At 70.7% G+C, this 25,049-nt stretch carries 17 protein-coding genes and 1 pseudogene; 11 read left to right on the top strand and 7 right to left on the bottom strand.

The window, feature by feature from the left end:
• Positions 1-81 precede the first annotated feature (81 nt).
• Genes ABT186_RS23995 through ABT186_RS23985 form a run of 3 tightly spaced genes read right to left on the bottom strand, consistent with a single transcriptional unit; the run spans position 82 to position 1,281 of the window.
• On the bottom strand, positions 82-543 hold the full coding sequence (locus ABT186_RS23995) for an SRPBCC family protein (protein WP_351230086.1): 462 nt from the start codon (positions 541-543) through the stop codon (positions 82-84).
• Positions 540-899 carry an ArsR/SmtB family transcription factor gene (locus tag ABT186_RS23990; protein WP_351926781.1) on the bottom strand — a complete coding sequence of 120 codons (360 nt, stop codon included), beginning with the start codon at positions 897-899 and terminating at the stop codon, positions 540-542. Before ABT186_RS23990 ends, ABT186_RS23995 begins: the two co-directional genes overlap by 4 nt.
• A 10-nt stretch (positions 900-909) precedes the next feature.
• Positions 910-1,281, bottom strand: a complete 372-nt coding sequence (locus ABT186_RS23985) for a VOC family protein (RefSeq protein WP_351230082.1) — start codon at positions 1,279-1,281, stop codon at positions 910-912.
• A gap of 152 nt (positions 1,282-1,433) precedes the next feature.
• Here ABT186_RS23985 and ABT186_RS48020 point away from each other — a divergent pair.
• From ABT186_RS48020 to ABT186_RS23975, 3 genes and pseudogenes are all read left to right on the top strand, one after another.
• Positions 1,434-1,582: pseudogene (locus tag ABT186_RS48020) on the top strand (30S ribosomal protein S14); the annotation flags it as partial.
• Between the two features lie 49 nt (positions 1,583-1,631).
• Positions 1,632-2,141, top strand: coding sequence for a hypothetical protein (locus ABT186_RS23980; protein ID WP_351230080.1), 510 nt, complete (start codon positions 1,632-1,634; stop codon positions 2,139-2,141).
• Between the two features lie 539 nt (positions 2,142-2,680).
• Entirely contained in the window at positions 2,681-3,187 is a 507-nt protein-coding gene (locus tag ABT186_RS23975) for a DUF4232 domain-containing protein (protein ID WP_351926779.1), read from the top strand.
• 33 nt (positions 3,188-3,220) lie between these two features.
• Here the strand turns inward: ABT186_RS23975 and ABT186_RS23970 are convergent, their stop codons facing one another.
• Positions 3,221-4,339: a DUF2786 domain-containing protein gene (locus ABT186_RS23970; RefSeq protein WP_351230076.1), complete on the bottom strand. Its 1,119-nt coding sequence runs from the start codon at positions 4,337-4,339 to the stop codon at positions 3,221-3,223.
• A 76-nt stretch (positions 4,340-4,415) separates the two neighbouring features.
• Here ABT186_RS23970 and ABT186_RS23965 point away from each other — a divergent pair, with 76 nt between their 5' ends.
• On the top strand, positions 4,416-5,147 hold the full coding sequence (locus ABT186_RS23965) for a Clp protease N-terminal domain-containing protein (RefSeq protein WP_351230074.1): 732 nt from the start codon (positions 4,416-4,418) through the stop codon (positions 5,145-5,147).
• A gap of 57 nt (positions 5,148-5,204) precedes the next feature.
• On the top strand, positions 5,205-6,911 hold the full coding sequence (locus tag ABT186_RS23960; protein ID WP_351230072.1) for a bifunctional 3'-5' exonuclease/DNA polymerase: 1,707 nt from the start codon (positions 5,205-5,207) through the stop codon (positions 6,909-6,911).
• On the opposite strand, the gene ABT186_RS23955 is transcribed toward ABT186_RS23960, so the two are convergent.
• Together ABT186_RS23955 and ABT186_RS23950 are read right to left on the bottom strand one after the other, a co-directional pair.
• Entirely contained in the window at positions 6,874-10,188 is a 3,315-nt protein-coding gene (locus tag ABT186_RS23955) for an AfsR/SARP family transcriptional regulator (protein ID WP_351926777.1), read from the bottom strand. The genes ABT186_RS23960 and ABT186_RS23955 overlap by 38 nt on opposite strands.
• Before the next feature lie 570 nt (positions 10,189-10,758).
• On the bottom strand, positions 10,759-11,670 hold the full coding sequence (locus tag ABT186_RS23950; protein WP_351926775.1) for a glycosyltransferase family 2 protein: 912 nt from the start codon (positions 11,668-11,670) through the stop codon (positions 10,759-10,761).
• 294 nt (positions 11,671-11,964) lie between these two features.
• On the opposite strand from ABT186_RS23950, the gene ABT186_RS23945 reads away from it, so the two are divergent.
• On the top strand, positions 11,965-12,801 hold the full coding sequence (locus ABT186_RS23945) for a TrmH family RNA methyltransferase (protein WP_502973300.1): 837 nt from the start codon (positions 11,965-11,967) through the stop codon (positions 12,799-12,801).
• 75 nt (positions 12,802-12,876) lie between these two features.
• Here ABT186_RS23945 and ABT186_RS23940 read toward each other — a convergent pair whose 3' ends face one another.
• Complete coding sequence (locus tag ABT186_RS23940; protein ID WP_351230064.1) at positions 12,877-13,533, bottom strand: maleylpyruvate isomerase N-terminal domain-containing protein; 657 nt, start codon at positions 13,531-13,533, stop codon at positions 12,877-12,879.
• Positions 13,534-13,894: 361 nt separating this feature from the next.
• On the opposite strand from ABT186_RS23940, the gene ABT186_RS23935 reads away from it, so the two are divergent.
• The 5 genes from ABT186_RS23935 (at position 13,895) to ABT186_RS23915 (ending at position 24,909) form a co-directional block, all read left to right on the top strand.
• A complete protein-coding gene (locus tag ABT186_RS23935; RefSeq protein ID WP_502973299.1) occupies positions 13,895-17,668 on the top strand; it encodes a HAMP domain-containing protein in 3,774 nt (1,257 codons plus the stop codon).
• Positions 17,669-17,731: 63 nt separating this feature from the next.
• Positions 17,732-20,143: a SpoIIE family protein phosphatase gene (locus ABT186_RS23930; protein WP_351926771.1), complete on the top strand. Its 2,412-nt coding sequence runs from the start codon at positions 17,732-17,734 to the stop codon at positions 20,141-20,143.
• Positions 20,144-20,805: 662 nt separating this feature from the next.
• Positions 20,806-22,026: a S53 family peptidase gene (locus ABT186_RS23925; RefSeq protein ID WP_502973298.1), complete on the top strand. Its 1,221-nt coding sequence runs from the start codon at positions 20,806-20,808 to the stop codon at positions 22,024-22,026.
• Between the two features lie 534 nt (positions 22,027-22,560).
• Positions 22,561-23,043 (top strand): hypothetical protein, encoded by a 483-nt coding sequence (locus ABT186_RS23920; protein WP_351230058.1) that lies wholly within the window; start codon positions 22,561-22,563, stop codon positions 23,041-23,043.
• 711 nt (positions 23,044-23,754) lie between these two features.
• Positions 23,755-24,909: a glutathione-independent formaldehyde dehydrogenase gene (locus ABT186_RS23915; protein ID WP_351230056.1), complete on the top strand. Its 1,155-nt coding sequence runs from the start codon at positions 23,755-23,757 to the stop codon at positions 24,907-24,909.
• The last annotated feature ends 140 nt before the right edge of the window (positions 24,910-25,049 follow it).

The raw sequence follows: 25,049 nt of genomic DNA, 5'->3' as shown, positions 1-25,049 counted from the left end.
TGGGCAGATGCACGTGCACGCGGGGTGTCCCTGCGGTTACAACTTTTACAGTCCCTTGACTACAGCCTGACGCGCGCCTGGCTACAGCCGGTCAAGCGTCTGCCCCAGAGATCGCAACACATGCGACCTCCAGCCCCCGTCCATGATCTTCCGCGCCATCATCTGTGCCGGGTCGTCCGGGTCGAACCCTTCATGCACTAGGAAGAGACGCGTACCGCGGCCTTCCTGTTCCAATGTCCATGTGATGGTCCAGTCCGCGGGATTGGCGGGGTCGGCGTCGGCCCACCGGACGCGCAGCATCCGCTCGGGCTCGTACGCAAGAACCTGCACGTCAACCGTGCCGGAGAAGTTGGAGCTGGGGCGCGGGACCGACGTCATCGTGTACCGGTGGCCGACTTCGAGACGGAAGTTCTCGCTGCCGGGCATCTGCCACTGGGCGAGCAGTTCGGGCTCGGTGAGGGCCCGCCAGACCTTGGCCGGAGGATGCGGAAGAAACTGGTCCACGCGGACCGTGGTGAGGTCGTCGCCGGGTGCGGTGCTCATGACCGGTCATCGTCCGGCATACGGTCGAGCAGCTCGCCGAGCCCGCGCAGCCGCTGCCGCCAGAACCGCTCGTACGGATGGAGCCAGTCCTGCACCTCGGCGAGCGGCGCCGCCTCCAGACGGTAGATGCGCTGCCGGCCGGAGCGCTGCTCGGAGACGAGGCCGGCCTCGCGCAGCACCTTCAGATGCTCCGAGAGGCTCGGGCGACGCATGTCGAAGTGGTCCGCCAGGGCCTGGACGGGCTGCGGTCCCTCCTCGCGCAGCAGGCGCAGCACCTCGCGGCGCGTGGCGTTGGCGAGGGCGGCGAAGACACGGTCCTCGATGGCGGCGCCCGCCCCGGCCCCGGTCGTGGTCATACCGGTCTTCCTATCCGTGAGCCTCCGTCAGCAGCATCAGACCGTTGCCGTCCGGGTCCCGGAAGGACGCCATGCGGCCCCAGGGGAGGTCGTCCGGGCCCTGCACGGAAACCCCCGCCCCGGCCAGCCGGGCGCAGTCGGCGTCGACATCGGTCGTGACCAACATGATCCCCCGGGTGGAGCCCGGCTCGAAATCACCCATTCCGGGGCCGGAGAGCGTGAAGACGGTCTGTGCGCCCTTGGGCGCCACCTGGAGCCACCGCCCCTGCGGAGTATCCAGGTCGGCGGTGACCACGAATCCGAGGACGTCCGTGTAGAAGCGCAGGGCGCGGTCCTGGTCGGTGACGGGGAGCGTGACGAAGGAAGCGTGCGTGATGGTCATACGAAGCACAATAGGTAGGAGATTACCTACACGTCAAACGTAGGGAATCTCCTACCTGTCTGGGGACGGCCGACGCGATCGGCATCGAGGCTGCCGTGGCCCGATCCGTGCACGCGCTGTGAAGATCTGAAGGGCCGAGGTACCGATATGGCAAAGAAGAGCAAGATCGCGAGGAGCGGGAAGCGGCGAGAGATCGTCGCGCGGTGCGGCGGTACTTCGTGGCCTTCGGCCCGTCCCGGGTGAGCTGCGTGAGCAAGCGCACGCCGGATACCTCCCCGGCGTCCGAAAGTCCTCCTGGTAGCTTGCTGCGGCCGTCCCCACGACCTCATCGGCAACCTTGGGAGACTTCAGTGACTTCGCTGACCCATGTCACGCGTCGGCAGGCCCGCATCGCGCTCGCGGCCGCCGGGCTGACGGCCGCGCTCGTGCTGACGGGCTGCAGCAGCGACTCGGGAGACAACGGCTCCGGCGGCACCTCGACGCCGAGCGCCTCCGCGTCCACGGCGGGCACCGGAGGCTCCGCCTCTCCGAGCGCCAAGCCCGGGAAGCTGGAGGGCAGCTGGCTGGCCACCACCAGCGGCAAGGCCGTGGCACTGGTGATCACCGGCAAGGAAGCCGCGCTCTTCACGACGGGCGGCACCGTGTGCAGCGGTACCGCGGGCGAGGAGGCGGGCATGCAGATGATCCACCTCAAGTGCACGGACGGCAGCAAGAACCGCAGCACCGGCATGGTCGACTCCGTGAACTCCAAGGGCATGAAGGTGACGTGGTCGGGCGGCAGCATCGGCACCGAGACGTATGTGAAGTCCGAGGGCGGCAAGATGCCGAGCGGTCTGCCGACGGCGAGCCTGGGCTCGTGACCTCGCTCGACGGGCCGTGAGACCCCCTGGGGCCCACGGCCCCTTCGTCCGCCATGGACGGTACGGCCGTGCCGAGGGCCTCGGTGAGTTCCTGCTGGGCGTCGAGGATCAGGCCCGCGCCCCGGCGGATGACCGCGCCGGAGACGCCGCCGGCGGCGGACTGCTCCGTGTCCCACAACGTCCCACGCCCGAAGCGCCTCGCACAGGGCGCCCCACAACAGCGCGCCGCCCTCGCACAGGGCCTTGGCGCCCTGCTCGGTCCCGGCGGCCAGGGCGTCGGGAGCGCGTCGCGGTGGGCGCCCCAGCGCCCTACCGGAAACAGCACGACCGGCGCTGCCTGCAAAAGACCGCCCACGATCATCATCACGCGAGGGCCCGAAGCTGCCGCACCGACTCATTCCGTCGGCGTGAGGGAGACATACGGGACGATTCGCGATACCTACGGCCGATGGCGCATGCCGCATTCGGGGGGCGCGCAACATGCGGTCGCCCGCCTGCGTGATGATCCATGAAGACCGTCACAACTCCAGAGGACCTTCATGCGCACCCTCTCCGTCCCCCTCGCCGTCACCGCCCTCGCCGCGGCCCTCACCCTGACCGCCTGCTCCAGCAGCAGCAAGGGCGACGACCACAAGGTGGCGTCCTGCAAGATCGCCGTCAAGGTCGGCCCCGGCAACGCCGCCACCACCGCCGGCGACACCGGCAACGTCCCGGTCACCATCACCAACCACGACACCGGCAAGTGCACTTTCGAGGGATTCCCGGGCATCGAACTGACCGGCGGCAACTCCAACTGGAGCGTCGCGGACCAGAAGGACGCCAAGCCGGCGAAGGTGACGCTGCAGAAGGACGAGACGGCGACCTTCACCATCACATACGTCCGCGGGAACGGCGGCTCGCTCAGCGCCCCGGTGCGGAGCCTGAAGATCACCGTCCCGGGTGCAGGCGACGCGAAGAGCTACCCGTGGTCGTACGGCGATGTGGCGCTGAAGAGCCCGGACGCCCCCGACGCCTCGGTGACCCCGCTCCAGGTCGCAGGCGACTGACCCACGCGTTCAGGGGAGCGGGGCCGTCCGTCTTCAGGGGAGGCGTGGCCGTCCGGCGACCTGCGCCCGGTCGGCGGCCGCCGCCCCCTGTTGCCACCCGGCCGCGTCGCTGACCCCGCGCAGCCGGGTGGTGACCGTCTCCGGGAACATCCGCTCCATGCGGTCCGCGACGGCCACGTCCCGGGCCGCGAGCACCGGCAGCAGGTCCCCCTCGCTCTGCGCCACCTGCCCCTCGGCGGCGCTCTGGAGCCGGTCGCCGATGCGGTGTGCGTACGCGGCCAGGAACGACTGCCGGAACGTTTTCGTACGCTTCCTGCCGCCCTTGCGCTCGGCCGCCTCCGCCTTCGTCATCGCGGTCGTGGCCTGTACGAGCAGCGAGGTGTAGAGCAGTTCGACGGCCTCCAGGTCGGATTCGAAGCCGATGACCGTGGAGAAGCCGAAGGCCTCGTGCCACACGGCCCGGCAGCGGTTCGCGGTGGCCACCGCGTCCAGGAGCACCGCCTTGGCCGTCTCGTACGGCGCGTCGACGCCTATGCGGCAGGCGCCGGGCGTGTCCCCCGCGTGCGTACGGGACGCGAGCAGCGCCTCGTCGATACTGTGCCGCGCCATCAGCTCCTGCGCCTTGGCGCTCAGCGCCTCCGCCTCCTCCGGATAGCCGGTGGCCTCCGCCTTGGCGAGCAGGGCGCGGATGCGGGTGAGCATGCGGGACTCGGGCTGCTGCGGGGCGGCGGACTGCCGGGGCGCGTCGAGGGTTTCGAGGGCGGGGAGGCGGAGAAGCAGGCGGTACAGCTCCAGTACGGCGGTGGCGTACGTGAAACGGTCGGCGGCGTGCGGCGGTTCCGCGTCGAGGTCCTGGAGCTGGGCCGCCCAGCGCGGACCGGGGGAGGGCCGCTCCCCCGCCTCCCGGCGGATCAGCTCCGACACGAGGCGTACATGGGAGTCGTCCAGCGTGCGGCGCACGATGCGTACGACATCGGCGGGCTGCCAGCCGCGCCGCCAGGCCGCGGCGACGAACTCCTCGCCGCGCCGGGCGAGTTCGCCGTCGGCCGCGGGGTCGGCGGCGAGCAGCGACGCGCCCGTGTCGAGGGCCGCGTCGGTGTCGTCGTAGAGGGCGGCCTCGAAGGCGCGGTCCACGGTGGTCGTCGTACTCACGCGTTCGATCGTGACATGCGAGGCCGAGTGTCAACTTCGGGTTGACACTCCCCAGGTGTCAACCTAGGGTTGACACATGACGGAGAAGCCCATCACAGCGAACCTGCGTCTCGACGACCTCATCGAAGCCATCAAGAAGGTCCACACCGACGCACTCGCCCAGCTCCAGGACGCGGTGATCGCCGCGGAGCACCTCGACGACGTGGCCGACCATCTGATCGGCCACTTCGTGGACCAGGCCCGGCGTTCGGGCGCGTCCTGGACCGATATCGGCAAGAGCATGGGCGTGACCAGGCAGGCCGCCCAGAAACGCTTCGTCCCCAAGGAGTCCACGGACCTCGACCCCAGCCAGGGGTTCAGCCGCTACACCCCCCGCGCACGGAACGTGGTCATGGCCGCGCACAACGAGGCGAAGGCGGCGGGCAACGCCGAGACCGTCCCCGAGCACCTCGTTCTGGGGCTGCTCGCCGAGCCGGAGGGGCTCGCGGCCAAGGCCATCGTCGCGCAGGGCGTTCCCCTGGACGCGGTGCGCGAGGCGGCGTCCGCAGCACTCCCGGCGCGCTCGGAAGAGGTCCCGGAACTCATCCCGTACGCCCCCGCCGCGAAGAAGGCCCTCGAACTCACCTTCCGCGAAGCTCTTCGCCTGGGCCACAACTACATCGGCACCGAGCACATCCTGCTCGCACTCCTCGAGCTGGAGAACGGCCACGGCCTGCTGAGCGGCCTCGGCATCGGCAAGGCGACGACCGAGGAGCAGGTGACGAAGGCGCTCGACAAGATCCGTGTGACCTTCGAAGAGGAGGGCTGAGCGGGCCCGGACAGCACGTCCCGGCCCGTTGTCAGACCCCCCTGCGACACTCGCAGCATGACCGGGCGCTGGGCTCTCGCTCCGGCCGAGGACGGTGGCGCGGAAGTCGCCGCCCTCGGCCCGGACGGGCTGCTCGCGGGGCCCGTGGTCAGGGAGGGGGATCTCGGGGAGGCCGTGCGCACGCGGCCCGAGGTCACCCGGTGGGTGTGGCGGTCCACCGCCGACGTCCAGCCGCGTCTGCTCGCCACGGGGGTGCGAGTCGACCGGTGCTACGACGTCGAGGCCGCCGAGACCCTCCTCCTGGGCCACGAGGGACGCCTCGGCGAGCCCCGGTCGGCCGCCGCCGCGCTGGCCCGGCTGCGCGGCGGACCCGTGCCCCCGGATCCCCCGCTGCGCTCCGCCGAGCCGGGCTCGCAGTCCTCCCTCTTCGAACCGAACCCCGTCCGCGTCCCCCTCAAGGACCTCGTCGAGGTGTACGCGGACCAGCAGCGCCGGCACGACGCCACCGCACACCCGGACCGCATGCGGCTGCTGACGGCCGCCGAGTCGGCCGGAATGCTGGTGGCCTCCGAGATGAACCGCTCCGGGCTGCCATGGAGCGCGGACGTCCACCGCGAGGTGCTCCACGAACTGCTCGGCGAGCGTTACGCGGGCGGCGGCGAGCCCCGGCGGCTGGCCGAGCTGGCCGACGAGGTCTCCGCCGCCTTCGGCCGCCGCGTCCGGCCCGATCTGCCCGCCGACGTCGTCAAGGCCTTCGCGCAGGCCGGGATCAAGGTGCGCTCCACCCGCCGCTGGGAGATCGCCTCCATCGACCACCCCGCCGTGAAGCCCCTGCTGGAGTACAAGAAGCTGTACCGCATCTGGGTCGCCCACGGCTGGTCCTGGCTGCAGGACTGGGTGCGCGACGGCCGCTTCCGGCCCGAGTACCTGCCGGGCGGCACGGTCACCGGCCGCTGGGTCACCAACGGCGGCGGCGCGCTGCAGATCCCCAAGGTCATCCGGCGCGCCGTCGTCGCCGACCCCGGCTGGCGGCTGGTCGTGGCCGACGCCGCCCAGATGGAGCCGCGCGTCCTGGCCGCGATCTCGCGCGACCCCGCGTTCATGGAGGTCGCCGGACGCGAGGCCGACCTCTACCAGTCGGTGTCGGACCGGGCGTTCTCCGGCGACCGAGCCCAGGCCAAGCTCGCCGTGCTCGGCGCGATCTACGGCCAGACGTCCGGCGACGGCCTGAAGAACCTCGCCGCACTGCGCCGCCGCTTCCCCCGGGCGGTCGCGTACGTCGACGACGCGGCCCGCGCGGGCGAGGAGGGCCGGCTCGTCAGAACCTGGCTCGGGCGTACGTCCCCGCCGGCGGCCGGGGCGTCGGAGGACGCGGCCGAGGAAGCGGGCATTCCGCAGGAAGCCCCGGAGGACGGTCCAGCGGGCGCGTCCGAGGAACCACAGCAGTGGCTGCCGGGGTACGCCTCCACCAACTCCCGCGCCCGCGGCCGCTTCGCACGCAACTTCGTCGTGCAGGGCAGCGCCGCCGACTGGGCCCTGCTGCTGCTCGCCGCCCTGCGCCGCGCCTGTGCGGACCTCGCTGCCGAGCTGGTCTTCTTCCAGCACGACGAGGTGATCGTGCACTGCCCGGCCGAGGAGGCGGACACGGTGGTCACCGCGATCCGGGAGGCTTCGGAGCTGGCGATGCGGCTGACGTTCGGCGAGACGCCGGTGCGGATTCCGTTCACTACGGCCGTGGTGGAGTGCTACGCGGACGCGAAGTGAGGGCGCGTACGCGGCCGGACGGATCGCCCTGGGGACGACCTGGGCGACCGGCCTGCCCCTCCGCGAGCAGTTCCCTCAGCTCTTCGGGCACCGGGCTGTCCGTCCCGTCCAGCGCGGCGAGCGCGGACGCCCACTGCCGACGGGCCTCCTGGGCGTCACCCTCGGCCTGGTAGAGCAGTCCCCGCTGGTGACGGGCGAGCCCCTCGGCGTACCGGTCGCCGCGGCGGGTGGCGTGGGCCAGCAGCACATCGCACTCCCGCGCGGCCCGCCCGGCGTCCCCCCGCCCCCGCAGCGCCCGCACCAGACCGAGCCGGGTCTGCGACTCGCCCTGCCAGTGGCCATGACCGCCGAGGATGCGCAGGCTCTCCTCGAAGTGCGGTACGGCGGCGTCGGGTTCGCCGAGCGTGAGATGGGCGAACCCGATGTTGCAGTGCGCGGAGTGACGGACGATGACATGGCCGATCCGCTCGCCGATCTCCAGGCTCCGGCGGTGGTGGTCGATCGCGGCCCGCGGATCCGTGTGCTCGTACAGGTTGCCGAGGTTGCTGTAGGTGATGGCCTCCTGCATCGGGTCTTTCAGTACGCGCAGGTACTCCAGGCACTGCCGCAGCGCCTCACCGGACTCCTCGTGCCGGCCGAGCACTTCCAGGAGCAGTCCGCGGTTGTTGAGGGAACGGCACAGACAGGAGACGTACTCGAGCCGCCGCCAGATCTCCAGGGCCTCGTCCAGCAGGGCGAGCGCGTTGTTCCCGCGGCCCTTCATGAAGTGCAGCCCGGCCAGATCCAGCAGCGCGTACGCCTCCGCGGGCGCGTCCGCCAGCCGGCGCGCCCCGCGCAGGGAGGCGCGGACCAGCACTTCCAGCTCGGCGACACGGCCACGGTGTTGGAGAGGCGTGGCGATCATGCGGACGAGCAGGGGCACCTGGGCGGAGGACTCCGCGTGGCGCTCCACGAGCGCCAGCATGTTCTCAAGTTCGAGCACGATCCATTCGGCGGCGGCCCGCGCCGAGCCGAAGGCGGGCGCGGCCGCAACGTCCGCGCGGTGCGTACGAGGCTGTGACGGGGTCGCCCGGAGCCGGTCCTCGCGCTCGGCACCCGGGCCTACGAGGGCCTCGTACGCGCGCACGGCCACGGCGGTGTACCAGCGCAGGGCGAGGTCGGCGACGACATGATCCGTCGCCCCGCCCTCTGCACCCACTGCGCCCACTGCGCCCACTGCGCCTTCTTCGGCCGCCGCGGTCTCGCGGGCGAAGTCCCGGACGAGGTCGTGCGGCGCGTATCGCCCATACGCCGTCTCCTCCAGGAGCGCGACGTCGACGAGCCGGTCGAGGGCGGCCTCGGCACGGCGTTCGTCCGCGTCGAGCAGGTGGGCGAGGAGGGGCGCCCCGTAGCCGGGGAGGTCCAGCGACCCGATGCGGCACAGGGCGCGTGCCGCGTCCCGGTCGGCCTCGCGGTCGGAGGCGCGCAGCGCGTCGTGCGCGACGGCGAGCGATCTGCGGACGCTCAGGTCGTCGTACTCCAGCTGGTGCAACCGCCCTTCGGTGGCCGTCAGCTGACCGGCCAGGACGTCGGGGTTGAGCGCCTGGCGGGCGGCGAGCCGTGCGGCGACGACGCGGAGGGCGAGCGGCAGCCGCCCGGCGAGTTCGACGAGCGGATGTCCCGCGTCGAGCCCGTCCCGGCCCGAGACCGCGCGGAGCAGGGCCGCGCTGTCCTCGGCCGACAGGGGCGCGAGCGGGACCCGGTGTGCGCCGTCGAGCGCGGCGAGCGGGGAGCGGCTGGTCACGATCACCGCGCAGCCGGGGCCACCGGGCAGCAGCGGGCGCACCTGGGCGGCGCTCGCGGCGTCGTCCAGCACCATCAGGGTGCGGGTGGGGGCGAGGAGCGAGCGCAGCAACGCGGCGGCAGCGTCCGGGCGTTCGGGGATGCGGCGCGGTTCGGCGCCCAGATCGCGCAGCAGCGAGGTGAGGGCCTGCTCGGGGGTGAGCGGGGTCATGCCGGGCGTGGCGCCGTGCAGATTGACGTAGAGCTGACCATCGGTGAAACGTTCCCGCAGTGCATGCGCGACGTGCAGGGCGAGCGCGCTCTTGCCCACGCCCGCCATGCCACTGAGCACGGCGACGCGAGGCGCGGAGCGTTCGGCGCCGAGGAAGCCCAGGAGCTCCTCGTGCACGGCGCCACGGCCGGTGAAGTGCGCGGGCGGGGGCGGAAGCTGGGCGGGGCGCGGGACGCCGTCCATGATCGCGCCATGGGTGACCGTGCCGTCGGCGACGGAGGCGTTGGGGACCGCGGAGTTGGCAACAGCGGCGTTGGCGACCGTACGGTCTGTGACCGCACTGCCCGCGCGCGTGTCGTCGGCGACCGCACCGTCCACAGCCGTGTCGTCGGCGTTCGTGAGGTCGGGCTGCGTGCCGTCGGCCTGGGTTCGGTCGCCACGCGCGCTGCCGGCCTGGGTCCGGTCGGCACGCGCGCTGCCGGCGCCTCCCGGCCCGGACCGGTCGTCCCGGAGGATTTCGAGATGGGCCCCGCGCACCCCGGCGCCGGGCTCGACTCCGAGTTCCTCGACGAGGCGTACGCGCAGGTCGCGATGGACGGCCAGGGCCTCTGCCGGGCGGCCGGTACGGTGCAGGACGAGCATGAGCAGCCGGTGGAACCCCTCCCGAAGCGGGTGCTCGGCGACCAGCGCGGCCAACTCCGGCGCAAGACCGCCGAGTCGGGCGCCGCCGAGGTGCAGTTCGGCGTCGTACCGCCACTCCAGGACGAGCAGCCGCGCCTCCTCCAGCCGCTGCACCAGCGCGCGCCCGCCGGTCTCCGGCGGCAGGCCGCTGAGCGGGGTGCCGCGCCACAACCCGAGCGCGGCGGACGCCTCGCGGACGGTGCGCTCCCAGTCGTGGGCGGCATGCCCGGCGCGGGCCGCGACGACATGGTCCTCGAAGACGCGAACGTCCAGCTCGCCCTCGCCGACACGCAGGAGGTAGCCGGGCGGTACGGCGCGCAGCCGCTCGGGGCCGTCGTCGCCGAGGAGCCGGCGCAGCCGGGTGACGTGGTTCTGCAGGGAGGCTTGCGCCGAGGCCGGCGGCGCCCCGCCCCACAGCGCGTCCTTGAGCGCATCGACCGAAACGACCCGGCCCGGCTCCAGCAACAGTGCGGTCAGCAGGGCGCGCATCTTGCCACTGCCGATGGGCCGGATCTCGCCGTCGGCGTCGTACACGACGGGCGAACCGAGCAGTCCGAACCGGAGCGCGTAGCGCGTACTGCCGCCCCGCGACAACGACTTCACCCCCGCGACGACGACTACGCGCCTGCTTCCGGCGACTTCCCGCCGACCGTCCCGCGATTCCTTCTAGAACCGTTGGCCACATGTTAGCGATCTGTTGGCGTGGCCTGATGTGATCCCTTCATCGGATCTGGCCCGACGGCGCGCGCGTTCACGCGTAGCTCGGGGGAGTGTCGCCGCCGTGGCCGGATCCGGGGTAGCGCAAGGGCCCGGTCGGCGGAGGTGAACGACCGGGTCCTTCGTCATTGCCCGGTCCTCGAGGGGTGAATGACCGGATGACCGGTGGGCCGGTGGGCCGGATGACCGGTGGGGCGGCGGACCGGTGGGCCGGATGACCGGTGGGGCGGCGGACCGGTGGGCCGGATGACCGGTGGGCTGGCGGACCGGTGGACCGGATGACCGGTGGGCCGGCGGACCGGTGGGCCGGATGACCGGTGGGGCGGCGGACCGGTGGGCCGAGGGGGCGGTGGGCCGGTGGACCGGATGACCGGTGGGGCGGTGGGCCGGTGGGCCGAGGGGGCGGTGGGCCGGTGGACCGGTCGGCCGATGGACCGGTGGGCCGGATGACCGGCGCTAGATGACCGGCGGCCGGCCGAGCCTGGTGAGCCGCCAGACCGTGCGCCAGCGCATGGGCCGCCGCTCACCACCGGAGGTGCGCAGCCCCTCCATGAACCCGCCGAACCAGGCTTTCAGCCCGCCGACCGATCGCGTCCGCAGGAGGGTGACGGCGATCCACACCCCCAGGTGCACGGGAATGAGCGGAAGGGGCAGCCGCCGCCGCACCAGCCACACGCGGTTCCGCGCCGTGACGCGGTAGTAGATGGCGTGCCGGGCGGGCGAGGTCTTCGGATGCTGGAGAAGCAGTTCGGGCGCGTACAGGATGGTCCACCCGGCGTCGGCGGCCCGCCATGCCAGGTCCGTCTCCTCGTGCGCGAAGAAGAACTCGGCGGGCCAGTCGCCGGTCTCCGCGAGCATCGCCATGGACAGCGCGTGCCCGCCGCCCAGGAATCCGGTCACCGGTCCGCCGCGCATCGGGTCGGCGGCACCGGCCCGCGGGACGTGCCGCCGCTGGGTCTCGCCGTACTCGTCGGCGATGCGGAACCCGACGATGCCGAGCCTGGGGTCGGCGGCGTACAGGTCCCGTACGCGCCGGAGCACATCGGGGTCGACGAGCAGCCCGTCGTCGTCGAGTTCGACCACGACGTCGACGTCCCCGAACTCCCGCAGCCTGGCGAGGGCCACGTTGCGGCCGCCGGGGCAGCCGAGGTTCTCGTCGGTCTCGACACAGGTGACCTCACCGGGAAGGCCGAGGCGCTCGGCGAAGTCGGGCAGCGGGCAGCCGTTGCCGACGATGACGATGCGGGTCGGGGCGAGATCCTGCTTGGCCACGGACGTGAGGAGCGCGTCGACCTCGGCGGGCCGGTTGCCCATGGTGACGACGGCGACGGCGATACGGGGCCCCGGCTCCTGCTGCGTCTGCGACACGACACTCACCCCATTCCGGCCGACGACAATGTCCGCGATGCTAACCGTTCACTATGAGGACGCCTGGTGTCCTTCGGTTCTCCTCGTGCCGGAAGATTTACCTCCTTACTACTGCGGCGCTACTGAGGCCTTTCGGACGGTACGGGTACGGGCGGACACGGGGCGTCGTGGGCGTCGCGCGCGGGCGCCCTCCCCTTGAGACCCGCATGTACGCTGGCCCACGACCGCGCGCAGTGCACAAGAGAAAGGGGGCGGAGGATCGGGGCCCGAAGGGCGCCGTGATTCCCACCGCCGATGTCGTCCATCCCGCGGGTTGGTTCACCCAAGGAAATCTCCAGCCCGAGCAACCCCCATGTGAAGGAACTCGCCGCTCTCCGCCGCCGTCGCAACAGGCAGAGTGCCGGAGTGACGCTCGTGGAGGGGTACGAGGAACTGGACCTCGCCCTACGGGCCGGCGTTCGTCCCCGCGAGCTGTACTTCTGCCCCGCACTGACCGGTGGATCGGACCCGAGGAACGTCGTGGCCCGGGCCGCGGAGCGCGGAGCCGCCCTGTTCAGCCTCAGCCGCCAGGCCTTCGACAAGGCCGCGTACCGCGAGGGCCCGGACGGCTGGCTCGCCGTCGTGCCGGACATCGAGACGGATCTCTCCCGCATCGCGATCGACGACCGGGCCCTGTTCCTCATCTGCGAGAGCGTCGAGAAGCCCGGCAACCTGGGCTCCATGCTCCGCACCGCGGACGCGGCCGGCGTGACCGCCGTCATCTCGGCCAACCCGGTGACCGACTGGGGCAATCCCAATGTGATCCGGGCCAGCAAGGGCACGGTGTTCGCCGTACCGATCGCCTCGGCCGACTCCAAAGAGGTCATGAACTGGCTGGCCGAGCACTCGGTGAACGTCGTCGCCACGACCCCCGACACGGACGTCCTGATGGCGGACGTCGACATGACCGGGCCCACGGCGATCCTGGTCGGCAGCGAGAAGTACGGCCTGTCGGACCAGTGGCTCGCCGGCAGCCACACCAAGGCGAAGATCCCGATGTTCGGCCAGGTGGACTCACTCAACGTGGCGGTGTCGGCGGCCCTGTTCACCTATGAGGCCGTACGGCAGCGGATGGCGTCGCAACAGCGCTGAGAAGCACCTGCACAAAGGTCCGGCCGAAGGTCCCGTTCAGCCAGACGATCAGAAGGTCCCCGTTCAGCCAGACGATCATTCGAGGAAGAGCGGGAGTCTCGCGGCCATCTCGCCCAGTTCGGCCTTCTCCACGTCGGTCGGGGCACGCCGCCCGGTGCCGACCAGCAACGCGTCCTTGTCGGAGAACGACGCGGGGAACACGGCCCGGGCGATCTTCTCCAGCATCTCGCGTGACCGGGCAAGCCCCTCCGCGGACGGTCCCGCCACGTCCGGCAGATGCGCGACCAGGTCGAGGTGGTGCAGCGTCCACTCCAGGACGTACGCGGAGAGGTAGTCGCCCGCGGTGAGGACCTGGTCACGGGTGCGGACCCGGAGGCCCGGGTCGGCAAGTCGGGCGGCGCGACCGGCGGCGGAGCCGACGTCGTCGAGGTGGAACTTGAGCAGCCGCGGCTCCTCGTAAGCGGCGGCCAGCCGGACGATCAGCGCGTCGAGCGGGTCGTCACCGGTCGGCGGCGTTTCGGCGACATCCCAGTAGGTCACCGCGTCGCGGGTCGGTTCCGTTTCGGCGGGGGTCACGAGAGTGATCAGGACGTCCTGTGCGTCGATGATCAGGTGGCACACCAGGTCCCGTACGAGCCAGCCGGTACAGCCGGACGGTTGTGCGAAGTCCTCGCCCGGGAGCTCGGCAACCGCCGTGCGCAACGCTGTCCATGAGCGTAAGAAGAGATCCACATCGGCAACGTAGTGCGGTGCCGAAATGGCGGACAAGCGCATTTACGACGGATTGCGCGATCGCGCCGGGTGGTTCTGGGCGGGGCTCGAGCGTCCGGTTTTGACTGGTCAGCGATGTGCACCTTGTCGACCGGTCCAATCCGTGAGGCGCGGGCCCGGGGCCTTGCCGCGAGGCGCCGGGCGGCGGCCCATGGGGCCACCGTGGCACCTCGGGCCTGCGCTGTCCGCCGTGCCTCGTCGGCGGCACACTGGAGACGACGGGGAGACCGCCAGGCAGCCTCCGGGTCGGGCCGAGGGCCCGACCCTCCAGGCAGCCTTCCGGCCGGCCGGCCGGTGGCGGATCAGTACGGCGGGAGCGGAGATGGCTGAGGCTTCCGGGGCGGCCACGCGGGACGGACCTGCGAGCGTGGCCTCCCAGATGGACGAGACCGGGTTGCGCCGCCTGCTCGCCGGTCTCACCGCGGTCCGGGACGGCGATTTCCGCACCCGGATCCCCGAGGACGGCGACGGGCTGCTCGGCGAGATCGCCACTGTCTTCAACGGCATGCTGGACCAGCTGTCACGGTTCACCTCCGAGGTGACCCGGGTGGCCCGCGAGGTCGGCAGCGAGGGCCGCCTCGGCGGACAGGCCCGGGTGCCGGACGTGTCGGGGTCGTGGAAGGACCTCACCGAGTCGGTGAACGCCATGGCGGGGAACCTCACCACTCAGGTGCGGAACATCTCGCAGGTGGCCACCGCCGTGGCCCGCGGCGACCTCTCCCAGAAGATCACCGTGGACGCTCGCGGGGAGATCCTGGAGCTCAAGGAGACCATCAACACGATGGTCGACCAGCTTTCGGCGTTTGCCGACGAGGTGACCCGGGTGGCCCGCGAGGTGGGCACCGAGGGCAACCTCGGCGGCCAGGCCACCGTCCGCGGGGTCTCCGGCACCTGGAAGGGCCTCACCGACAACGTCAATGTCATGGCGTCCAATCTCACCGGCCAGGTGCGCAGCATCGCGCAGGTGGCCACCGCCGTTGCCCGGGGCGACCTCTCCCAGCGGATCGTCGTCGAGGCCAAGGGGGAGGTCGGCGCCCTCGCCGGGGTCATCAACACCATGGTCGACACCTTGTCCGCGTTCGCCGACGAGGTGACCAGGGTGGCCTCCGAGGTGGGCACCGAAGGCATCCTCGGCGGGCAGGCCCGGGTGCCGCATGTGGCAGGTACCTGGAAGGACCTCACGGACAGCGTCAACTCCATGGCGAACAACCTGACCGGCCAGGTCCGCAACATCGCCCAGGTCACCACCGCCGTCGCCGGCGGTGACCTCACCCGCAAGATAGACGTGGACGCCCGCGGGGAGATCCTGGAACTCAAGACCACCATCAACACCATGGTCGACCAGCTGTCCTCCTTCGCCGCGGAGGTGACCCGGGTGGCCCGCGAGGTCGGCAGCGAGGGCCGCCTCGGCGGGCAGGCCGAAGTTGAGGGCGTCTCGGGCACCTGGAAGCGGCTCACCGAGAACGTCAACGAGCTGGCCGGCAACCTCACCCGGCAGGTCCGCGCGATCGCCGAGGTCACCAGTGCGGTGGCCGAGGGCGACCTGACCCGCTCCATCACCGTGGACGCCTCCGGAGAGGTCGCCGAGCTCAAGGACAACATCAACGCCATGGTGAAGTCGCTGCGGCAGACCATCCGGGCGAACCAGGAGCAGGACTGGCTCAAGACCAACCTGGCCCGGATCTCCGGCCTGATGCAGGGCCGCCGCGATCTCGCCGACGTCGCCAGGCTGATCATGGACGAACTGGTGCCGCTGGTCTCCGCCCAGTACGGCGCCTTCTTCCTCGGCGAGGACACCCACGAAGGCGTGCAGCTGTGCCTCATCGACTCCTACGGACGCCCCGAGGGCACCCGCCGCCCCACGCGATTCCGGCTCGGCGAGTCGCTGGTGGGTCAGGCCGCCCTCAGCCACCGCACCATCGCGGTCGACGACGTACCGGCCGATTACGTCACCGTCTCCTCCGGTCTCGGCGCTGCGGCCCCCGCCAGCCTGGTCGTGCTGCCCGTCATGGCGGAGGAGCAGGTGCTCGGCGTCATCGAGCTGGCCTCCACCGGCCGCTTCACCCCCGTGCACCGGGACTTCCTGGACCAGCTGATGGAGGCCATCGGCGTCAACGTCAAGGCCATCATCGCCAACGCCCGCACCGACGAGCTCCTGGGCGAGTCCCAGCGCCTCGCGGGCGAGCTTCAGGCCCGTTCGGAGGAACTCCAGGCCCGCCAGGAGGAATTGCAGCACTCCAACGCCGAGCTGGAGGAGAAGGCCGCGCTGCTGGCCAGCCAGAAACGCGACATCGAGACGAAGAACCTGGAGATCGAGCAGGCGCGGCAGGAGCTCGAGGCCCGGGCCCGGGAGCTTGCCCGTGCTTCCAAGTACAAGTCGGAGTTCCTGGCCAACATGAGCCACGAGCTGCGGACCCCGCTCAACAGCCTGCTCATCCTCGCCCAGCTGCTGGCCCAGAACCCCACTCGCAACCTCACCCCGAAGCAGGTGGAGTACGCGGAAGTCATCCACTCCGCCGGCTCCGACCTGCTCCAGCTGATCAACGACGTCCTCGACCTGTCCAAGGTCGAGGCGGGGAAGATGGACATCAGCCCCGAGCGGTTCCGCCTGCGTCAGCTGCTGGACTACCTGGAGGCCGCCTTCCGCCCCCTGGCCTCCCAGAAAGGACTGGAGTTCCGGGTCGTCACGGCACCCGGAGTCCCGTCCGAACTGGTCACCGACGAGGCCCGGCTGCGCCAGGTGCTCCGCAACCTGCTCTCCAACGCGGTGAAGTTCACCGAGGCAGGCCATGTCGAGCTGCGGATCGAACCCATCGACACGGCCGCCGCCGACCTGCCCGTCCCCATCCGCCGCGGCAGCCCCGCCCTGGCCTTCCGGGTCAGCGACACCGGCATCGGCATCTCGGACCAGCACCTGGAGAACATCTTCGGTGCCTTCCAGCAGGCCGATGGCACCACCAGCCGCCGGTACGGAGGAACCGGCCTGGGCCTGTCCATCTGCCGTGAGATCGCCTACCTGCTCGGCGGCTCCATCCACGCCCAGAGCACTCAGGGCGAGGGCAGCTGCTTCACCCTGTACCTGCCGGCCGTGCACCCCGCCGTCCAGGACACCGCGGGCCTACCGGCAGCCGCCGGGGCCCCCGTGGCGGCAGTGCCCGGCGCCGAGCCCCCCGTCCACCGCGGCACCGCACCCGGCGGTCCGGGACGCCCCGGCGAAGCCGGCCTCCCCGAGGACACTCACGGCGCGCCACCCGCAGAACGCCGCGTGCTGGTCGTCGAGGCCAGGCCGCGAGGGCTGCTGTCCCTGCTGACCGAGAGCGCCGTCGCCGATCTGCCCGGGGTCTCCTCGCCCGTCCGGGTGGACACCGCCGCCGATCCCGGGGAGGCGGCGGCCGCACTGGCCGGCCGGGCCCACCACTGCGCAGTGGTGGACTGCGGCCTGCCCGGCGAGGGTGCGGGCGAACTGCTGCATCTCCTCGAGGCCGACCCGGCCCTGCGCCACGTCCCCGTCCTGGTCCACTGCAGCCACCCGGCGCCCTCGGCCGAGGAGGAGCACTGGCTCAGGGCCCGGGCCGGCGCCCAGCCGCTCGAAGTGCTCACCAGTCTGGACGAGGTGCGTGAACGCATCCTGCTGCACCTGACCGCCGAGCGCCCCGGCGAGGCCCTGCCACCGGTCCACGCCCCGGAGGCCAGGCCGGAGCCCGCACCTCAGGAGGCCGACCCGCTGGCCGACCGCACCGTACTGATCATCGACGACGATGCCCGGAACGTCTTCGCCCTCACCGGCATCCTGGAGCTGCACGGCATGCGCGTCCTGCACGCCGAGAACGGCCGTGAAGGCGTGGAGGTGCTGGCCGACGAGGACATCGATCTGGTCCTGATGGACGTGATGATGCCGGAGATGGACGGCTACGCCGCCACCGCGGCGATCCGCGCCATACCCGGACGTCGCCGTGTGCCGATCATCGCGGTCACCGCGAAGGCCATGTCCGGCGACCGGGAGAAGTGCCTGGCCGCCGGGGCCGACGACTACGTGCCCAAGCCCGTCGACGCGCAGCGACTGGTCCACTGCATGCGCCGCTGCCTCGACCTGTGATGTGCTTGGGGTGGCACCGGGCGAGCAGCCGCCCGCCGGATCCCCGGGCCGAGGAGCAACCCCATGGTGGAGCAGCAGCGCGAGCCCACGCGGCGGCCGCCCACTTCCGAACCCGCCGCAGGTCCTGCCCGGCACGGTGAGACCGGAGCGGCCGGGCTGGCGGCCACGGTCGACCGGCTGAGTGCCGAGATCCGCGCCCTGCGGGAGGACCGCGAGGCCCGGGTTCTGGTGGAACTCGCCCAGGGCATCCTGGTGGAACGGCTGAACTGCTCTCCGGCCGAAGCCGCGCGGCAGCTGCAGAGGCTTGCCTCCGACGCCCGGATGGCCCTGCCCGAGCTGGCCGCCGAGATCGTCAACCAGGCCGCCCCGGACGCCACCGCCCGCGCGGTCGCGGAAGCCCGTGCAGCGCAGGCCACGCCCGGCACCGGCCCGACGGCAGAGGAAAAAACCTCGGGCCCGCAGGACGGCGGGGCCGCCCTGCGGCTGCGTACGGCGGAGGCCGCCGCCATCCTGGCCGGTGACGACGCCCAAGCGCTCGCCCGCGCCCTCCTCGACCGGGCCCTGAGGCCGTTGGGCGCCACCGCCGCCGCCGTGTGGTCGGCCGCCCCGGACGGCTCCCTCACGTTGGCGGGAGAGGCAGGGTTCGGCCCCGCCGAGGCCGCCCGCTGGCGCTATGTCCCGCCAGGGCTCGGCACCCCGGCCCAGCAGGCCATCACCGAGGACCGAACGCTGTGGATCACCGAGTCCGGCGAGGCGCTGCCGCCCACCATCGGCGGCGGCAGCAGCGGCACACGGGCCATCGTGCCTGCTCAAGGCGGCGGTCAGTGGGTGGGCGTCCTGGAGGTCCACTGGCCCGGCGCCCACCCCACGCTCGCCCTCCAGCGGCAGCTGGACGCCCTGGCCCAGCTGTGCGCCCTGTCACTCTCCGACCACGGCATGGAATCGGGCGGCCCGCCCGGCGGGGCTGCCGCCTGGCTCGTCGGACTGCTCGACGGCCTGCTGGACTCGGCCGCCCTGCTGCGGCCGGTGCGGGACCGCGACGGCCGGATCACCGACTTCATGATCGAGCACACCAATGAGCGCTTCACCGACCCGGCCGGTCGTCCCCGTGGCTCGCTGACCGGACTGCCGCTGCTGGAGGCGTATCCGCTGTTCGCCGGGGAGGGCGGGCTGTTCGAGCGGATCAAGCGGGTGCACAGCACCGGGGCCCCGTATCGCAGCCAGAGCACGGTACTCAGGTTCCCGGGCAGCCCGGCCCCGCCGGCCGTGGTCGCTGTCGTGGGGCTGGCCCGCTTCGGCGATGTGGTGCTGCTCAGCTGGCGACTCCCGGAGGGCGACGCCCGGCTTGCCGACCTGTTGGAGCACGCCCAGCGGGTCTGCCGGATCGGCGCCTTCGAGGAGAGCCTGACCACCGGTGAGATCACCTGGACCGAGCAGCTGTTCACCCTGTACGGGCTGCCACCGGGCGCGGCCCCGGTACCGCTGCACCAGCTCTCCGGACATGCGCACCCCGACGACACCGGCGCCGTGGGGCGCTTCCTGCGCACCGTGCTGCACCAGCGGGAGGAGAGCGCGATCACCTTCCGGCTTCGGCGCGCCGACGGGGTGGTCCGCCACCTGCGGGTGGTCGCCGAACCCCTCTGCGACGCCTCCGGACTCCTGGTCGCAGTACGCGGCGCCTACCAGGACATCTCCCCGCACCACTGGACCGAGGTCGCGCTGGCCGCCACCCGCGACCGGCTGGCCGGTGCGGAACAGCAGGCCGCGGAGCGTCGCCGCCTGGCCAGGCAGCTGCAGCGGGCGATCATGCCCCCGACGGCACACCCGGTGTACAAGGCGGGGCTGCGGGTCGCCGTGCGCTACCGCCCGGCGGAGGAGGACCAGCGGGTCGGCGGAGACTGGTACGACGCCGTCGTACTGCCTGATGGCCGGGTGCTGCTCACGGTCGGCGACATCGCCGGCCACGGCATCGGTGCCGCGACGGGCATGATCGTCCTGCGCAACGCCCTGCGTGGCCTGGCCATCACCGGTGCGGAGCCGGGCCGACTGCTCTCCTGGCTGAACAGCGTCGCCTGTTGCCTCACCGAGCAGGTCACCGCGACAGTCGTCTGCGGCCTGTTCGATCCCGCCGCCCGCACCCTGCGCTGGGCCAATGCAGGACACGTGCCGCCGGTCCTCGTCAGCCACGGGAAGGCCGAAGCGCTCACGCCGCCGGACGGCGTGCTGCTGGGTGCTGTCGACGCCGCCTCGTACGGGGAGACCCGGCACGAGCTGCAGCGGCAGGACATCCTGCTGATGTACACCGACGGCCTGATCGAGCGCCGGGACAGCAGCATGGAGCAAGCCCTCGAACAGCTCCTCGCCGCCGCCAGCCGCCCGGAGGACGACCTCGAGGACTATCTGGACCATCTACTGTCCTGTGACATCGCCGACACCGACGACGACACCTGCCTGATCGCCGTTCAACCGACCTAATCACCGTGCTGCCGCCGGACCGACAGCCGGACCGGGCCCGGCGGACGGCGGCGCCACATCCGCCAAGCAAAAAGCCCAGCTCTAACGCCGTCTGAGCTGGGCTTCACTGGAGCCGCCTTCGGGATTCGAACCCGAGACCTACGCATTACGAGTTGTCCGATCTTCGTCCACGGCGATCCGACACCGTCCACCCACCCGAAAAGAGCGAGGTCAGGGCGTCTCGCACACGTCATAGGACGCCATCGGACGACGCCGGACGGAGCGACTACTGAGACCCCAAGTGAGACCCGTGGCTCTCCAGGGTCGGCCGCAGGTGCGGGCGAGGACCCCAGTCGCCGCTCCGATGGCTTGGGGGCGGAATGTCTGCCTGCTCTCGATCCTGGCCTGCTTCGGAACGGGGACTGTCGACTGAACCCAGGGCGAACCGTTACCCGGGTCGGTCAAGCCATGATCAGGCCGAATTTCGGCCATGACTCACCCAAGGACAACACGCGAACACCTTAGAAAAGGCAAAGGAACGTTCTCGCTTCAACATAGATCTTGTTGACGTGGCCCCGACATCCATACGGTCTGCCCGACCACGGCGCATATCCCGCGCCGAGGTCGTACCCGCGCACCCCCCACAGCCCTTCCCGGTTCACCCACCATGTGGAGGACGTACGTTGCGCAGAACCGTTACCCTCACCGCCGTGGCCACGCTCGCCACGGCAGCCCTCGCCCTGGCCGCCCCCGTTGGCCAGGCAGCCCAGGCCACTGCCTCCCCATCCCATGGCGTCACCGTCGCCCACGCCTGCGCCGCCCCGACGAAGAAGGGCGGGATGGCCTGCAACGCCCTTCAGGTCACCTCGGGCACCCCGAAGTCGGCACACGCCGAGAGCGATCTGACCGCGGCCGCCGCTCCCTCCGGCTACGGCCCCGCCTCGCTGCAGGCGGCGTACAACCTGCCCTCCTCGACGGGCGGTTCGGGCCAGACGGTGGCGATCGTCGACGCCTACGACGACCCCAACGCCGAGTCCGACCTGGCCGTCTACCGCTCCCAGTACGGCCTGTCCGCCTGCACCACCGCCAACGGCTGTTTCAAGAAGGTCGACCAGAACGGCGGCACCAGCTACCCGCGCGGCGACTCCGGCTGGGCGGAGGAGGAATCCCTCGACCTCGACATGGTCAGCGCAGCCTGCCCGAACTGCAAGATCCTGCTGGTGGAGGCCAGTTCGGCGACCATGACCAACCTGGGCACAGCCGTGAATTCGGCGGTCAGGCTGGGCGCCAAGTTCGTCTCCAACAGCTACGGCGGCAGCGAATCCTCCAGCGACACGACATACGACTCCACCTACTTCAACCACCCGGGCGTCGCCATCACCGTCTCCTCCGGTGACAACGGCTACGGCGTCGAGTACCCGGCAGCCTCCAAGTACGTGACGGCGGTGGGCGGTACGTCCCTGAAGACCGCGTCGAACGCGCGCGGCTGGACGGACACGGTGTGGAGCGGCGCGGGCTCCGGCTGCTCCGCCTACGACGCCAAGCCGACCTGGCAGACCGACAGCGGCTGCGCCAGGCGCACCGTGGCGGACGTCTCAGCGGTCGCCGACCCGAACACCGGCGTCGCGGTCTACGACACCTACCGGCAGGCCACCGGCTGGATGGTCTTCGGCGGCACCAGCGCCTCCTCCCCGCTGATCGCGGCGACCTACGCGCTGGGCGGCACTCCGTCCTCCGGCTCCTCCCCCGCGTCCTTCCCGTACGCGCACACCTCGGCGCTGTACGACGTCACCAGCGGCTCAAACGGCAGCTGCGGCGGCTCCTACCTCTGCACCGGCACCACCGGGTACGACGGCCCGTCCGGGCTCGGCGTCCCGAACGGCACCACCGCCTTCACCGGCTGAACCTCCAGGCGAAGCCATCTTGCTCTGCACTGCGGTTGCGGCATAGTCGCGCACCACAGGCTCGCCTCCATCGCCGCGCCCATCGATCGAAAAACCCCAGCTCAGACACTGTCTGAGCTGGGGTTCCACTGGACCGCTCTGGGGATTCGAACCCGAGACCTACGCACATTACGAGTTGTCAGGCCTTGATGCGCGTGGCAGACCTGCCAGCAGCTCTCAGCAACGCAGCCGACGACATCAGGACTGCTGCGGCTTCACTCTCGGGCGCGAGGAGGTACTGAGCAGGGCAAGCACCAACGCCCGGCTACACCGCCACCTGCATTGGATCTACGGCATTAGCGATTTTCAGACGTTGTCCGCGCACGTCAGTGGATCACTGCCTGATCGGGCAGACTGGCAGGCGGAGGGAAACCGCCTTGTGTGCCATTTGGCGTTGAAATGGGGGAAGTAGTGATCGTCCGACGTCACCTAGACAAAGATGACGAACTGGCTCAGCACCTCACTCACCAGCTCAACACTCCACTGGACTGGCCAATGGACGCAGAGCTGGACACCGAGCACGTCGCGAAGATTGCTGCTGCGGCAGCCTGCGACGTCTCATACAACCAAGCGGCCAACGGTCATTTGGTCGACCTCTTCGCCGCGCTCCCGCTGCCAGGCACGGCCGAGGGGCGTGAGTTCTGGGCGTCGCTGCGGGAGGCGGGAGGCATTGCCGCCATGAACATCGTGCCGGCCAATGCCGGCGGTCCCTTCTTCGACTACCTGGTCGGGGGGAACGAGTCGGGCATTGCCCGTCGGGTGCTCAGCTTCCTTGCAGAGCTCGACGACGGCAAGCGCGATGCCGTCGCCGAACTGATCGGGGGCGCCTTGGACGTCATAGGCAGCGCCAGGTACTTCGGGAACTTGTGGCTGCGTGACGCCGAGACCACTGCCTGGCATGTCGTGCTCGCCGACCACCGGAAGCACGAAACGGCCGAGGACCGCGAGCGATTCCTTGAGGCATGGAGGAACGCCTAGTGATCGTGTGCGCGTAGACCCAACGCGAAAAGGCCCCGCTGGGAACCGGCGGGGCCTTCGATCTATACGCGCTCGGCAGGTTCGGAACATGCAACCCTCCGATCCGTAGGCGCGTTGACCCTGGACGCTCGAACCGTCCACCAGCCGTTCAGTGCTGTCAATCCACCACGTTGCGGCCAGATCGGTCCGTGAGTGTGCGCCGTTGTGCGTGGCTGTTGATGTCGGGCGTTGATGTCAGGATGGCACCCCGTTGCCGCTGGTCAAGTGGGGAGATGGGGCGCGGGGCGTCTTCTTGGGATGTGTCACGCCACCTCGATGAAGATCAGGATGATCACAAGATCGCGAAGCGGGTCACCGTTCATCCGCCCATCAGCGGTCAGATTTCATTTCACCCGTCGCCGAGACTCTCCCCGGTTTCCGGTTGACATGCGGTTCACCGGTGGGAGGGTGGAGGTAGTAAAAGCCTGTGAGACGTATGTCTCTCGCCGCGGGCGTGGCCCTCGGAAGCAGCTGCTCGGCCGTATGGGTCTGTAATGCTGAGCGTGCGCCCTGTTCACCTCTGGTTGAGTCCGTACTCTGCGTCAGTCCGCAACGCCTCAGCGTGCACCCATCCATGTATTGGTAATGCGCTCTCTGCGCCAGAGACAGGTAACCAAGAATGTCTCAATGCGCGTTACATGAGTTGCGCATCAGGAAGGTGGCGGGAATTCCATGAAGGCTCTGGTATATGAGGGCCCGCGCACGGTGACCGTCCAGGATGTCCCGGACGCGAGGATCGAGCGGCCGACCGACGTGCTGGTGAAGATCACCTCGACGAACATCTGCGGTTCGGACCTGCATATGTATGAGGGCCGCACCGACATGGAGACGGGGCGTGTCCTGGGGCACGAGAACATGGGTGAAGTCGTCGCGGTCGGGGACGGCGTGGACCGAGTGCGGGTGGGGGACCTGGTCTGCTTGCCGTTCAACATCAGTTGCGGGTTTTGCCGCAACTGCGACAAGGGCCTGACGGCGTTCTGTCTGACCACCCCGGTTGATCCCAAAATGGCCGGCGCCGCGTACGGCTTCGCGGGGATGGGCCCCTACAGCGGCGGTCAGGCGGAGTTCCTGCGTGTTCCGTACGGTGACTCCAACTGCCTGGTGCTTCCGGAGGAGGCCTGGGAGAAGCAGACCGACTACGTGATGCTGTCCGACATCTTCCCAACCGGCTGGCACTGCACCGAACTTGCGGGCGTGCAGCCCGGCGAGACTGTCGCCATCTACGGAGCCGGCCCGGTCGGCCTGATGGCCGCATTGTCGGCGACCCTGAAGAGCGCCGCCAAGGTGATGGTTGTCGACCGTCACCCAGACCGGCTGCGACTGGCCGAGGAGATCGGCGCCATTCCCATCGACGACTCCAAGGCCTCACCGGTAGACCAGATCAACGAGCAGACCAATGGTCTTGGTGCGGACCGCGGCTGTGAGTGCGTCGGCTACCAGGCGCACGACCCGCAGGGCCATGAGCATCCGAACCTGACGTTGAACAATCTGGTGGAATCGGTGAAGTTCACGGGTTCCATTGGCGTGGTCGGCGTCTTTATCCCCAAGGACCCGGGCAGTCCCGACCCGCTGTACAGGGAAGACGGCGAAATCGCCTTCGATTACGGGCTGTTCTGGCTCAAGGGCCAGTCGGTCGGCAACGGGCAGGCCAACGTCAAGGCGTACAACCGGGAACTGTGCAACCTCATCCAGCAGGGCAAGGCCAAACCATCCTGGATCGTCTCGCACGAGCTGCCCCTCGACCAGGCGCCGCAAGGCTACGAGCACTTCGACAACCGCGACGACGGCTGGACCAAGGTCGTCCTCCACCCCGGCGACGCGGCCTGACCTCAAACCCCCGCGGCGGGGGGGGGGGGGGCCCCCCCCGCCCCCCCCCCCCCCACCCCCCCCCCCCCCCCCGGGCAACACCACCACAAACCGAACGGCACCGTCCAGCCCGACGGTAAAGCGGCCGAGAACACGAACAT

Origin of the sequence: Streptomyces sp. NPDC001634 (assembly GCF_040298185.1) — a bacterium.
In the GTDB taxonomy this organism is placed as follows: Bacteria; Actinomycetota; Actinomycetes; order Streptomycetales; family Streptomycetaceae; genus Streptomyces.
This window is presented reverse-complemented; position numbering and strand designations above follow the sequence as displayed.